This is a genomic window from Limnohabitans sp. Bal53 (genome assembly GCF_003063355.1).
In the GTDB taxonomy this organism is placed as follows: Bacteria; Pseudomonadota; Gammaproteobacteria; order Burkholderiales; family Burkholderiaceae_C; genus Limnohabitans_A.
The window spans coordinates 301,228-313,903 of sequence record NZ_NESH01000001.1; the positions used below are offsets into that span (position 1 = coordinate 301,228).

11 protein-coding genes are annotated in these 12,676 nt (G+C 59.2%); 7 read left to right on the top strand and 4 right to left on the bottom strand.

Features of this window, described 5'->3' with window-relative positions; translation table 11 throughout:
- Window positions 1-14: 14 nt before the first annotated feature.
- From tpiA to rpsO, 4 genes are all read right to left on the bottom strand, one after another.
- Window positions 15-767, bottom strand: coding sequence for a triose-phosphate isomerase (tpiA, locus tag B9Z50_RS01425; protein WP_108361919.1), 753 nt, complete (start codon window positions 765-767; stop codon window positions 15-17).
- Window positions 767-1,777, bottom strand: coding sequence for an NAD(P)H-quinone oxidoreductase (locus B9Z50_RS01430; RefSeq protein WP_108361920.1), 1,011 nt, complete (start codon window positions 1,775-1,777; stop codon window positions 767-769). The genes tpiA and B9Z50_RS01430 overlap by 1 nt, the downstream gene beginning before the upstream one ends.
- Window positions 1,778-1,872: 95 nt before the next feature.
- Window positions 1,873-3,978 (bottom strand): polyribonucleotide nucleotidyltransferase, encoded by a 2,106-nt coding sequence (gene pnp, locus B9Z50_RS01435; RefSeq protein WP_108361921.1) that lies wholly within the window; start codon window positions 3,976-3,978, stop codon window positions 1,873-1,875.
- A 209-nt stretch (window positions 3,979-4,187) separates the two neighbouring features.
- Window positions 4,188-4,454, bottom strand: a complete 267-nt coding sequence (gene rpsO, locus B9Z50_RS01440) for a 30S ribosomal protein S15 (RefSeq protein WP_019428565.1) — start codon at window positions 4,452-4,454, stop codon at window positions 4,188-4,190.
- 227 nt (window positions 4,455-4,681) lie between these two features.
- On the opposite strand from rpsO, the gene leuC reads away from it, so the two are divergent.
- The 7 genes from leuC (at window position 4,682) to B9Z50_RS01475 (ending at window position 12,607) form a co-directional block, all read left to right on the top strand.
- Window positions 4,682-6,103 (top strand): 3-isopropylmalate dehydratase large subunit, encoded by a 1,422-nt coding sequence (leuC, locus tag B9Z50_RS01445; protein WP_108361922.1) that lies wholly within the window; start codon window positions 4,682-4,684, stop codon window positions 6,101-6,103.
- Between the two features lie 19 nt (window positions 6,104-6,122).
- Window positions 6,123-6,776 (top strand): 3-isopropylmalate dehydratase small subunit, encoded by a 654-nt coding sequence (leuD, locus tag B9Z50_RS01450; protein WP_108361923.1) that lies wholly within the window; start codon window positions 6,123-6,125, stop codon window positions 6,774-6,776.
- A 17-nt stretch (window positions 6,777-6,793) separates the two neighbouring features.
- Window positions 6,794-7,879 carry a 3-isopropylmalate dehydrogenase gene (leuB, locus tag B9Z50_RS01455; protein WP_108361924.1) on the top strand — a complete coding sequence of 362 codons (1,086 nt, stop codon included), beginning with the start codon at window positions 6,794-6,796 and terminating at the stop codon, window positions 7,877-7,879.
- Window positions 7,880-8,127: 248 nt separating this feature from the next.
- Window positions 8,128-9,258, top strand: coding sequence for an aspartate-semialdehyde dehydrogenase (asd, locus tag B9Z50_RS01460; RefSeq protein ID WP_108361925.1), 1,131 nt, complete (start codon window positions 8,128-8,130; stop codon window positions 9,256-9,258).
- A gap of 684 nt (window positions 9,259-9,942) precedes the next feature.
- Window positions 9,943-11,121, top strand: coding sequence for a FimV/HubP family polar landmark protein (locus B9Z50_RS17525; protein ID WP_158270608.1), 1,179 nt, complete (start codon window positions 9,943-9,945; stop codon window positions 11,119-11,121).
- Window positions 11,118-11,903, top strand: a complete 786-nt coding sequence (truA, locus tag B9Z50_RS01470) for a tRNA pseudouridine(38-40) synthase TruA (RefSeq protein WP_108361927.1) — start codon at window positions 11,118-11,120, stop codon at window positions 11,901-11,903. Before B9Z50_RS17525 ends, truA begins: the two co-directional genes overlap by 4 nt.
- The gene (locus B9Z50_RS01475) at window positions 11,900-12,607 is read left to right on the top strand and encodes a phosphoribosylanthranilate isomerase (protein ID WP_108361928.1); all 708 of its coding nucleotides are present in this window, start codon (window positions 11,900-11,902) and stop codon (window positions 12,605-12,607) included. Before truA ends, B9Z50_RS01475 begins: the two co-directional genes overlap by 4 nt.
- The last annotated feature ends 69 nt before the right edge of the window (window positions 12,608-12,676 follow it).

The window sequence follows — 12,676 nt, forward strand, 5'->3', positions numbered from 1 at the left end:
CAGGGTTTGAAAGCTCAGCGCGAAGCAGCCTTCAGCATTGATAGAAAGTCTGGAGCCTTGAGCGACGCGCCGCCAATCAGACCACCATCGACGTCCGGCTGGACCAACAAGGACGCAGCGTTGGCCGCGTTCATACTTCCGCCATACAAGATCGACACCCGATCGGCGTGTGCAGTTGCCGCTTGTAACTGAGCGCGCAACACGGCATGCACAGCCTGGGCTTGTTCAGGCGTTGCGGTCAGGCCTGTGCCAATGGCCCAGACGGGCTCATAAGCCACCACGATTTCGCTGATGCAGTGGCCGTTGGCTTGGATCACCGCAGCCAACTGCCGCTTCACTACGGCTTCGGTCTGACCCGCTTCGCGCTCGGCCTGGCTCTCACCCACACACACGATGGGGGTGATGCCTGCGGCCAAGGCACGCTGGGCTTTGGTGGCCACCAAGGCATCTGTCTCGCCGTGGTACTGACGCCGCTCCGAGTGGCCAACAATCGCATAACGCACCGCAAAATCGCGCAGCATGGCGGCCGACACCTCACCGGTGTAGGCACCCGACTCGTGGGCAGAAACATCCTGCGCGCCCAGGTCCAAGGCCGTACCAGCCAACAGGCTTTGCGCCTGCGCCAGATAAGCTGCCGGCACGCAGACCGCTGCACGACAAGTCACACCGCCCATACCGCTCAACACTTCGAACAACAAAGACGCATTGGCAACCAAGCTGCCATTCATCTTCCAGTTGCCCACCATCAATTTATTGGACATGTCCATCACCAAGTCACCACCAATTTACCCACATGTTGATTAGTTTCCATCAAGGCATGGGCTTGCGCCGCGCCCGAGGGCCAACCACCGCCCGCCTCTGCCGCAGCGAACACGCTGTGGATAGCCGGTTTGATCCTGCCCGATTCAATCCAAGGCCAAACGGTTTGGCGCAAAGACTGGGCAATCGACGCCTTAAACGCCACCGGACGCGGCCGCAGTGTGGAGCCCGTGATCGTCAAACGGCGACGCAAGACCAAGCCTGCATTGAACCCGCTTTGGATGCCGCCTTGCACCGCGATGATGACCAAGCGGCCATCTTCGGCCAAGGCCTCGACCTCACGCGCCACGTAGTCACCCGCAACCATGTCCAAAATCACATTCACACCCACACCACCCGTCAGGCGCTTGGCCTCGGCGACGAAGTCAGTGGTTTTGTAATTGATGGCGTGGTCTGCCCCCAAGGCCAAGCATGCCTGGCACTTGTCGTCAGACCCTGCCGTCGCGATCACGGTCGCGCCAGCGGCCTTGGCCATCTGAATAGCGGTCACGCCAATGCCGCTGGTGCCGCCTTGAATCAACAAGGTCTCGCCCGCTTGCAAACGCCCGCGGTCAAACACATTGCTCCACACAGTGAAGAAGGTCTCTGGCAGCGAAGCGGCTTCGATGTCTGTCAGGCCCTTGGGCACCGGCAAACACTGAGCCACCGGGGCCACACACAGCTGCGCATAACCACCACCGGCCACCAAGGCACACACGCGGTCGCCCACTGCAAAACCCGCGTCGGCCATGGCCGCTGCATCGCCCGACAACACCACACCCGCGACTTCCAGGCCCGGAATGTCCGAGGCACCCGGTGGCACCGGGTAATGGCCAGTGCGCTGCAGCACATCGGGGCGGTTGATGCCGCTGGCCGAGACGCGAATGAGCAACTCCCCTGCCCCGGCCACAGGGTCGGGACGGGAGCCAGGCACCAGCACCGAAGGGGCACCATAGCTTTGGATTTCGATGACGTTCATGGTTTATCTGTTCGGCGTTAAGCGTGGATGGCTAGCTGAGCATTAGGGGTTAAAAGCATCGCGCTCAACCCTTAACCCTCATCCAGAACCCCGTATCAGCCTTGCGCAGGACGGTCCAGCAAAGCCTTCATTGACAGCTTGATGCGGCCTTTTTCGTCGGTTTCCATGACCTTGACCTTGACGATCTGGCCTTCGCTCAAATAGTCGGTCACTTTTTCAACGCGCTCATGGGCGATCTGGCTGATGTGCAGCAAACCGTCTTTGCCAGGCAGCAAGTTGATCAGGGCACCGAAGTCCAGGATCTTGGTGACCGGGCCTTCGTAGACCTTGCCGATTTCGACTTCGGCGGTGATCTGTTCGATACGCTTTTTGGCAATGTCGGCCTTCTCGCCATCGGTGGCTGCGATGGTGATCGTGCCGTCTTCTTCGATGTTGATCTGGCAGCCGGTTTCTTCGGTCAGAGCGCGGATAGTGGCGCCACCTTTGCCGATCACGTCACGGATTTTCTCGGGGTTGATCTTCATGGTGAAGAGCTTGGGTGCGAAATCAGACACTTCGGTGTTGGCTTCGCTCATCGCTTCTTGCATCTTTCCCAGAATATGCATACGCGCTTCTTTGGCTTGGGCCAAAGCAACTTGCATGATTTCCTTGGTGATGCCCTGGATCTTGATGTCCATCTGCAAAGCAGTGATGCCGTGGGTGGTACCGGCCACTTTGAAGTCCATGTCGCCCAGGTGGTCTTCGTCACCCAGGATGTCGGTCAACACCGCAAAGCGGTTGTCTTCCTTGATCAGGCCCATGGCGATACCGGCCACGTGGGCTTTCATCGGCACGCCAGCGTCCATCATCGACAAGCAGCCGCCGCAGACCGAAGCCATGGACGAAGAACCATTCGATTCGGTGATCTCGGACACCACACGCACGGTGTAGGGGAACTCTTCTTTGCTCGGCAGCACAGCGGCCAAAGCACGCTTGGCCAAACGACCATGACCGATTTCGCGGCGCTTGGTGCTACCCATGCGGCCCACTTCGCCGGTGGCAAAGGGAGGCATGTTGTAGTGGAACATGAAGCGGTCTTCGAACTCGCCTGCCAATGCGTCGATGCGCTGAGCGTCACGCTCGGTGCCCAAAGTGGTGATGACCAAAGCCTGGGTCTCGCCACGTGTGAACAAGGCCGAACCGTGTGTGCGGGGCAGCACGCTGTTGCGGATTTCGATGGGGCGCACGGTACGTGTGTCGCGGCCGTCGATGCGGGGCTCACCAGCCAGAATTTGGCTGCGCACAATGCGTGCTTCGATTTCGAACATCAAGCCGTCGAGCTTGACGCTGTCAAAGGCCACGCCCTCTTCGGCCAAAGCCACTTTGACCGAAGCGTAGGCTTCACGGCAAGCGTGTGTGCGGGCTTGCTTGTTACGGATTTGGTAGGCGGCACGCAGCTTTTCTTCGGCGAGTGATGCCAGCTTGCTTTCGAAAGCCGTGTCACGGGCAGGCGCTTGCCAGTCCCACACAGGCTTGCCGGCTTCGCGCACCAACTCGTGGATCGCGTTGATGGCAATCGCCGACTGCTCGTGGCCGTAAACCACGCCACCCAGCATGATTTCTTCGGACAGTTGTTGGGCTTCGGATTCGACCATCAGCACAGCGGCTTCGGTACCCGCCACCACCAGATCCATCACGCTGTCTTTGCGCTGGGTCTGGCCGGGGTTCAGGACGTATTCGCCATTGATGTAACCCACGCGGGCAGCACCAATGGGGCCATTGAAAGGAATGCCCGAGATGGACAAGGCTGCAGACACAGCGATCATCGCGGCGATGTCGGCGTCGACTTCAGGGTTCAAAGACACGGTGTGGATGACCACGTGCACGTCGTTGTAAAAACCTTCGGGGAACAGAGGACGGATCGGACGGTCGATCAGGCGGCTGGTCAGGGTTTCGTGCTCGCTGGGCTTGGCTTCACGCTTGAAGAAGCTGCCAGGGATCTTGCCTGCGGCATAAGTCTTCTCGATGTAATCGACCGTCAGCGGGAAGAAGTCTTGACCGGCTTTGGCAATCTTGGAGCCCACGACGGTGGCCAGCACCACGGTGCCATCCATGTCGAGCAGCACAGCGCCGCCAGCTTGGCGAGCGACTTCGCCGGTTTCCATCTTGACCGTGTGCTGGCCCCATTGGAAGGTTTTGGTAACTTTGTTGAAAATGGACATATTCAGAACTCCTGAAAACAAAAGTGCATGAGGCTGCACTGTGGGCCCGGAAGTTGACGCTCTGAACTCGATGCCATTCCACAAAACCTTGGGACAAAAGCCTTGTGGAATGACACAGCGCGAGATCGCCCTGACAAATTCCGACTGAAAAAAGAATAAAGCGCCTGAGCTAGTGAACTAACTCAGGCGCTTTTCATCTGGACAGACGATTACTTACGCAGGCCAAGCTTGGCGATCAGCGCAACGTAACGGTCAGCATCACGGGACTTGAGGTAGTCCAACAGTTTGCGGCGACGGCTCACCATGCGCAGCAGACCGCGACGACCGTGATGGTCTTTGGCGTGTGTTTTAAAGTGAGGTGTCAGCTCGTTGATGCGAGCTGTCAGCAAAGCCACTTGAACTTCAGGGGAGCCAGTGTCGTTGGCTGCACGTGCGTTGGCCTTGACGACCTCTGCCTTGATTGAGGATGCAATCATGGTGTTTTCCTTGTTGTTTCGCCGGGTTCAAACAAGAACATTGGCGGGTGAATGACTTGCGCCAGCGGCCGGAAAAGCCAATGGCGTGCGCTTTGCAAATCGCAAAACAGGGCAATTATAGACCGAAACCCAGCACAGTCATGAGAGCGATTCGCCGTTGCGACATGCTTCGAAGGACCCGATTGGCTATCCGCATAAAATGTGCGGTTGCACAGCAAGGAAGCTCCATGGCACGCACGCTCTACGACAAGATCTGGGACGAACACGTCGTCCACACCGAAGAAGACGGCACCTCCGTCCTCTACATCGACCGCCACCTGGTGCACGAAGTCACCAGCCCCCAAGCCTTTGAAGGGCTGCGCCAAGCTGGCCGCAAGGTCTGGCGCGTCAGCTCCATCGTGGCCACCGCTGACCACAACACCCCGACCACCGGTTGGGAACTGGGCTACGACGGCATCACCGACCCGATCAGCAAAGAGCAAATCACCACGCTGGACTCGAACATCAAGGAATACGGCGCCGCCGCCTTCTTTCCCTTCATGTCCAAGCGCCAAGGCATCGTGCACGTCATTGGCCCAGAAAACGGTGCCACCCTGCCCGGCATGACCGTGGTGTGCGGCGACTCGCACACCTCGACACACGGCGCGTTTGGCGCACTGGCCCACGGCATTGGCACCTCCGAAGTCGAGCACGTCATGGCCACGCAGACGCTCTTGGCCAAAAAAGCCAAGAACATGCTCATCAAGGTCGAAGGCACGCTGGCCAAAGGCCTCACGGGCAAAGACATCGTGCTGGCCATCATCGGCAAGATCGGCACCGCAGGCGGCACCGGCTACACCATCGAATTCGCAGGCTCAGCCATCCGCGCTTTGAGCATGGAAGGCCGCATGACGGTCTGCAACATGGCCATCGAAGGCGGCGCACGCGCGGGCCTCGTGGCGGTGGACGACAAGACCATCGAGTACGTCAAAGGCCGCTTGCTCTCGCCCACGGGCGTCGAGTGGGACCACGCCGTGGCTTACTGGAAGACCCTGCAGTCTGACCCCGGTGCGCACTTTGACGCCGTGGTCGAGCTGGACGCCAGCGCCATCGTGCCGCAAGTCACTTGGGGCACTTCCCCCGAAATGGTGCTGGGCATCGACGGCCACACGCCCGACCCTGACAAAGAAAAAGACGACGTCAAGCGCGATGCCATTGAACGCGCACTGACTTACATGGGCCTGCAGCCCGGTAAGGCCTTGGCCGACATCACGATCGACAAAGTCTTCATTGGCTCCTGCACCAACAGCCGCATCGAAGACATGCGCGAAGCCGCCGCCATCGTCAAAAAACTCGGCCAAAAAGTGGCCAAAAACGTCAAACTGGCCATGGTGGTGCCCGGTTCTGGCTTGGTCAAAGCACAAGCCGAAGCCGAAGGCCTGCATGAAATTTTCAAGGCCGCAGGCTTTGAGTGGCGCGAGCCAGGCTGCTCCATGTGCCTGGCCATGAACGCCGACCGCTTGGAGCCCGGCGAGCGCTGCGCGTCCACCAGCAACCGCAACTTCGAAGGCCGTCAGGGCGCGGGTGGCCGCACCCATTTGGTCAGCCCCGCCATGGCCGCCGCAGCGGCTGTGCACGGCCACTTTGTTGACATCCGCAAATTCGCCTGAAGCGTTCGAGGAACCTAACATGCAGAAATTCACCCTCCTCAAAGGCGTCGTGGCACCGATGGACCGCGCCAACGTGGACACTGACGCCATCATCCCCAAGCAATTCCTCAAGTCGATCCGCAAAACCGGCTTTGGTCCTAACCTGTTCGATGAATGGCGCTACCTCGACAAGGGTGAGCCCGGCGTGCCCGAGTCCGCCCGCAAGCCCAACCCCGACTTCGTGCTGAACCAGCCGCGCTACAAAGGTGCCAAAGTCCTGCTGGCCCGCAAGAACTTCGGTTGCGGCTCCAGCCGCGAACACGCCCCCTGGGCCATCGACCAATATGGCTTTCGCTGCGTGATCGCGCCCAGCTTTGCCGACATCTTCTTCAACAACTGCTTCAAAAACGGCCTCTTGCCCATCGTCTTACCCGAGGCCGCCGTGGACCTGCTGTTCAACGAAGTGGCCGCCTTCCCCGGCTACGAACTCACGGTGGACCTGGAGCGCCAGGTGGTCGTGCGCCCCCAAGGCGAAGAGATCCCCTTTGAGGTGCAGGCTTTCCGAAAGTACTGCCTGCTCAACGGCTTGGATGACATTGGCCTGACCCTGCGCCACGCCGACAAGATCAAGGCCTATGAAGCCGAGCGCTTGGCCACCAAACCCTGGTTGGCCCACACCGCCGTCAACGCATAAAAAACACGAGAAGCCCCATGAAAATCGCAGTCCTCCCCGGTGATGGCATCGGCACCGAAATCGTCGCTGAAGCCGTCAAAGTCTTGAACACGCTCGACTTGAAGTTCGAGATGGAAACCGCCCTGGTCGGTGGCGCCGCCTTCGACGCCTATGGCCACCCCCTGCCCGAAGCCACGCTCAAGCTGGCCATGGACAGTGATGCCGTGCTGTTTGGCGCGGTCGGCGACTGGAAATACGACAAGCTCGACCGGCCTCTGCGCCCCGAGCAAGCGATTTTGGGCCTGCGCAAAAACATGGGCCTGTTCGCCAACTTCCGCCCCGCCATCTGCTATGAGCAGCTGGTCGGCGCATCGAGCCTCAAGCCCGAGCTGATTTCCGGTCTGGACATTCTGATCATCCGCGAGCTGACCGGCGACATCTACTTCGGTCAGCCGCGCGGCCGCCGCATCGCGACCGATGGCCACTTTCCCGGTGCCGAAGAAGCCTTCGACACCATGCGCTACTCCAAGCCCGAGATCGAGCGCATCGCACATGTGGCCTTCCAAGCCGCCCGCAAGCGCAAGGCCGCTGGCACCGAAGGCCGCGTGACCAGCGTCGACAAAGCCAACGTGCTCGAGACCTTCCAGTTCTGGAAAGACGTGGTCACCGAAGTCGGCAAAGAGTACCCCGACATTGCGCTGGACCACATGTATGTGGACAACGCCGCCATGCAACTGGTCAAAGAACCCAAGCGCTTTGACGTCGTGGTCACCGGCAATATGTTCGGCGACATCCTGAGCGATGAAGCCTCGATGTTGACCGGCTCCATCGGCATGCTGCCCTCGGCCAGCTTGAACACCAAGAACCAAGGCCTGTACGAGCCCAGCCATGGCAGCGCCCCCGACATCGCGGGCAAAGGCGTGGCCAACCCACTGGCCACGATCTTGTCTGCGGCCATGATGCTGCGCTTCAGCCTGAACCAGCCCGAAGCAGCACAGCGCATCGAAGCGGCTGTGCAAAAAGTGCTGGCCCAGGGCCTGCGCACGGGCGACATCTGGAGCGAAGGCACCACCAAGGTGGGCACCGCGCAAATGGGTGATGCAGTGGTCAAAGCATTGGCTTGAGTCCATCCGGATGCTGTCAGGAATGCATCAGACAGCATCCATTACAATTTCGGCCATGTTTTACGTCCGTCTGTTCAACCTGAACTTTGCTCTTGCCACCACGGCTGGGGTTGGCGCGCGTGCAACTTCCACAAAAACCACGACCATTAAGGGCTGATCCGGCCTGGTTCGTCGTGCGCCCTCCCGGCCAGACGAGCCGGGCAAACAGTCTGGTCAAACACTGTTTTAAAAACTGAAAGGGCGTTGAAATGAGCAAGTTAGTAGGTTTGGTCGGCTGGCGCGGCATGGTCGGCTCGGTTCTGATGGACCGCATGATTCAGGAAAAAGACTTTGACCTGATCGAGCCATTGTTCTTCTCTACATCGAATGCAGGCGGTAAAGCCCCTTCGATGGCCAAGAACGAAACCACACTCCAAGACGCGTTCAACCTCGAGCAGCTCAAGCGCTGCGACATCATCATCACTGCTCAGGGCGGTGACTACACATCGGAAGTCTTCCCCAAGCTGCGCGCTGCTGGCTGGAATGGCCACTGGATCGACGCGGCCTCAACCCTGCGCATGGAAAAAGACGCGGTCATCATCTTGGACCCAGTCAACATGCCCGTGATCAAAAACGCGCTGGCCCACGGTGGAAAGAACTGGGTGGGCGGCAACTGCACCGTGTCGTGCATGTTGATGGGCGTCGGCGCCCTCTACAAAGCAGGCCTCGTCGAGTGGATGAGCACGCAGACTTACCAAGCGGCTTCGGGCGGCGGTGCACAACACATGCGCGAGCTGCTGACCCAATACGGCACGCTGAACGCCGAAGTCAAAGCCTTGCTGGACGACCCCAAGAGCGCCATCTTGGAAATTGACCGCATGGTGGTCGCCAAGCAGCGCGCCTTGACCAGCGCTGAAACAGCCAACTTTGGCGTACCCCTGGGCGGCTCGCTGATCCCTTGGATCGACAAGGACCTGGGCAACGGCATGTCCAAGGAAGAGTGGAAGGGCATGGCCGAGACCAACAAGATTCTGGGCATGGGCGAGGCTTTTGGATCTTCGGCCATCCCGGTGGACGGCTTCTGCGTGCGGGTAGGCGCGATGCGTTGCCACAGCCAGGCCCTCACCTTCAAATTGAAAAAAGATGTGCCTGTGGCCGACATTGAAGCCATGATCGCAGCCGACAACAAGTGGGTCAAAGTGATTCCTAACACCCGGGAAGCTACTATCAAAGACTTGACACCCGTTGCTGTCACCGGCACCATGACCATCCCTGTGGGACGTGTACGAAAGTTGGCCATGGGACCGGAGTATATTGGCGCCTTTACCATTGGTGACCAGTTGCTCTGGGGCGCTGCAGAGCCGCTGCGCCGCATGCTTCGCATCCTGCTGGATGCCTGATCACCACTCAAAAAACAACAGTTTTCCAGGATATCCATGGGTCAATCCAACCGCCAAAAAACAAGAAATCTCAAAATGAAAGCGCTGAGTGCTTTGGTTTTTTCAGCATGGGCTTTGCCTGTTTTGGCCTTGGACCTGGGGCGACTTCAAGTACTTTCAGCCATTGGTGAGCCCCTGATGGCAGAAATTGAGGTCGCTCAGGCCACCTCCGAAGAACTGCGGACACTGAGGGCTCAATTGGCCTCACCGGTCGTTTTTAGCCAAGCAGGAATGGAGTTCAACCAGGCCTTGAATGGTTTGACTGTCAATTTGAAAACTCGCCCCAATGGAATCGCTGTTATTTCGTTGCAGGGCAGCGCCCCGGTTCAGGAAAACTTCATTGACCTTATCCTTGAGACACAGTCGTCATCGGGCAAGCTGAGCAAAAACTATGCTTTATTGCTTGACTCGGTCAGCCGTCGCCCTAGCAGCACCAATCCACCTGATGTGACATCACTTCAGGTACCCGCTGAGCCGCCCATCGTTCAGAAAGTACCGCCAGCGAGTCCCGCTTCTACGTCCATCAGGGCAGTCGAGTCACCCAACCCACTCAATGCATCCAGCATTGAGTTGAACGCTGACAAGGTACCTGTTTATCGTTTCGCACCGGTAGACAACAGCCCAACGCCATCCGCCAATGCGCGAGTGACCGAACCCAAGAAGATCGAGGACTTGCCTGCGAGCGCCCCTGCCGTTCAAGCCAACCCCAAGGCCAAAGAGGCAACGGCCAACAACTCAGACAGGCAAATCAAAGTCAAAGCGGGTGACACAGCCTCCAAACTGGCTTTGCGCTTTTTGGGTCCCAACGTCTCCTTGGACCAAATGATGTTGGCCATGCTCAAAGCCAACCCCAACGCCTTCATTCAAGGCAACGTCAACTTGGTCAAAGCCGGTGCTGTCCTGCGCATGCCAGAGGCCGAAGAAGCCACCCAAATTCCTCGCGCTGAAGCCCGCAAGACGGTCATCGCTCAAACCAAAGAATTTGCAGCTTACGCCAGACGCCTGGCCGAATCGCCCCTCTTGGTTGACTCTAAAAATTCGCGCACCATGTCTGGTCGGGTGACCACCGAGACGGCTCAAACACCATCACCCTCGCCTGAGCAAGACAAACTGACATTGTCCAAATCAAGCATTGGCCCCGATACGCCCGAAGCCAAATTGGCCAAAGAACGTGAAGCCAAAGACGCAGCAGGTCAAATTGCAGCCCTGAACAAAAACCTGCAAGAGTTGGAGAGTTTGTCTCAATCCCTTCGATCACCCGCCTCCTCTGCCGCCTCTGCAACTCCTGCTGCCTCAACACCGCCCACATCGGTACCGGCCAATGCACTTCAGCCAGCACCCTCATCGGGCGCCAGCCTGAAAGAATTGAGCGAGAACAAGCAGCTTTGGGCGTGGGCTGCAGGGTTGCTGGCGGCCGTTTTGCTTGTCGCACTGTGGATGCGACGCAAGTCAGCTGAACCCGAATCGGTTTATGCCCCATCCTACGACGACATCCCCAGCACCAGCACAGAACCGGCCCTGAGCCAAACTGCTGAGAATGCAGCCATCCCTGCGCAGATGAGTGCCATTGACCTGAATCTTCAGCCCACCCCTCCAGCGACAACGGTTTCATCTAACCCAACCCCTGCGGCCCCCGAACAGGTTGCCCCACCAGCATTCCCGTCCAATTCAGAAGACACTGAACTGAGCAAGCTCAATCTTGCGGCTCAGCTGTTGGCAAAGGGTGACAAAGACCTGGCCCGCGCGTTGATCCTGTCGGTTGTTTCCTCAACCCAAGGCGACATCAAGGCACGCGCCATCCAGATGCTTGGCCAAATCCGGTGAGATTGGCCCTGGGCATCTGTTATTCGGGCACGGCTTATCAAGGCTGGCAGAGCCAAGCCACGGGCCTGACGATTCAGGACAAACTCGAAAAAGCCCTGGCCCAGTTTGGCGACATACCCCGCGTCAGCACCCTGTGCGCAGGCCGCACCGATGCGGGTGTGCACGGCCTGATGCAGGTGGTGCACTTCGACACCCACTTGGAGCGCGACACGCACTCCTGGGTACGCGGCACCAACCGGTATTTGCCCTCAGACATCGCGGTGCAATGGGCGCAGGTCGTGCCCGAGACTTTCCATTGCCGCGCCAGCGCCACAGGCAGGCGCTACATCTATGTGGTGCTCGACTCGATCGTGCGCCCCAGCTTGGAGGCCGGACGCGTGGGCTGGGTGTACCGCCCGCTGGCCGAAGCACCCATGCGCCAAGCCAGCCATCATCTGCTGGGCGAGCACGATTTTTCATCGTTTCGGGCCAGCAGCTGCCAGGCGCTCTCGCCCGTCAAAACGCTGCGACATATTCGCATCACCCGGCACGGCGCTTATTGGCGCTTTGAGTTCGAAGGCAACGCCTTTTTGCACCACATGATCCGCAACATCATGGGCTGTTTGGTGACCATCGGCCAAGGCAACCAATCGCCCGACTGGATGCTCGAGGTGCTGCATGCCAAAAACCGCGATGCCGCAGCGCCCACCTTTTCCCCCGACGGCCTGTACTTTGCAGGCCCCATCTACAGCCCAGAATGGGGCCTGCCCGACACCACCCCTGCTTTTGATTGGTTGCCATGAGCCCAAGCAACACATCCACCAGCCCAGCACCGCAGCAACGCACACGCATCAAGATGTGCGGTTTCACCCGCGAAGCCGATGTACTGGCAGCCTGCGCCGCTGGGGCTGACGCCATGGGTTTTGTGCTTTACCCACCCAGCCCGCGCAGCGTGAGCATCGATCGCGCGGCCGAACTGGCACGCCTGCTGCCTGCTTTTGTGACGCCGGTGCTGCTCTTCGTCAATGAAGCGCCAGAACGCATTGCGGCGGCTTGCGCAGCCGTGCCTGGGGCCATGCTGCAGTTTCACGGCGACGAAACGCCCGAATTTTGCGAGGCCATGAGCCAGAGCACAGGCCGCCAGCACCTCAAAGCAGCCCGAATCCCCTTGTCTGAGGCAGCCGACTTCGACTTGCTAAAATTTGCGCTCCTCCATCAGCAAGCCCAAGCCCTCTTGCTCGACGCCCATGTCGACGGATACGGCGGCGGCGGGAAAACATTCAATTGGTCACTGCTGCCACCAAACGTCAATGCTCACCTCGTTTTGTCTGGTGGACTCACACCTGCAAACGTGGGCGATGGCATTCGGGCGCTGCGCACGCATGGCCTGTCTCTGGCCGTTGACGTGAGCTCGGGCATCGAAGCAGGCAAGGGCCTCAAAGATGCCGACAAAATGCGGCAGTTTGTCCAGGCGGTGCGCACCGCAGACAACAGCTTCCCCCTTTAAAGCATTCCACGGTTTGATTCCGCTGGCTTTTGCAGCGACCGCCCCACCTGTAAACACCCGGCGGCCCCA

Bases quoted from the DNA above. Each gene is read 5' to 3' on its own strand.
- asd (WP_108361925.1), top strand. From the start codon at position 8,128: ATGAGCAAGTTAGTAGGTTTGGTCGGCTGGCGCGGCATGGTCGGCTCG.
- leuD (WP_108361923.1), top strand. From the start codon at position 6,123: ATGCAGAAATTCACCCTCCTCAAAGGCGTCGTGGCACCGATGGACCGC.
- pnp (WP_108361921.1), bottom strand. From the start codon at position 3,978: ATGTCCATTTTCAACAAAGTTACCAAAACCTTCCAATGGGGCCAGCAC.
- B9Z50_RS01430 (WP_108361920.1), bottom strand. From the start codon at position 1,777: ATGAACGTCATCGAAATCCAAAGCTATGGTGCCCCTTCGGTGCTGGTG.
- leuB (WP_108361924.1), top strand. From the start codon at position 6,794: ATGAAAATCGCAGTCCTCCCCGGTGATGGCATCGGCACCGAAATCGTC.
- rpsO (WP_019428565.1), bottom strand. From the start codon at position 4,454: ATGATTGCATCCTCAATCAAGGCAGAGGTCGTCAAGGCCAACGCACGT.
- leuC (WP_108361922.1), top strand. From the start codon at position 4,682: ATGGCACGCACGCTCTACGACAAGATCTGGGACGAACACGTCGTCCAC.
- B9Z50_RS01475 (WP_108361928.1), top strand. From the start codon at position 11,900: ATGAGCCCAAGCAACACATCCACCAGCCCAGCACCGCAGCAACGCACA.
- tpiA (WP_108361919.1), bottom strand. From the start codon at position 767: ATGGACATGTCCAATAAATTGATGGTGGGCAACTGGAAGATGAATGGC.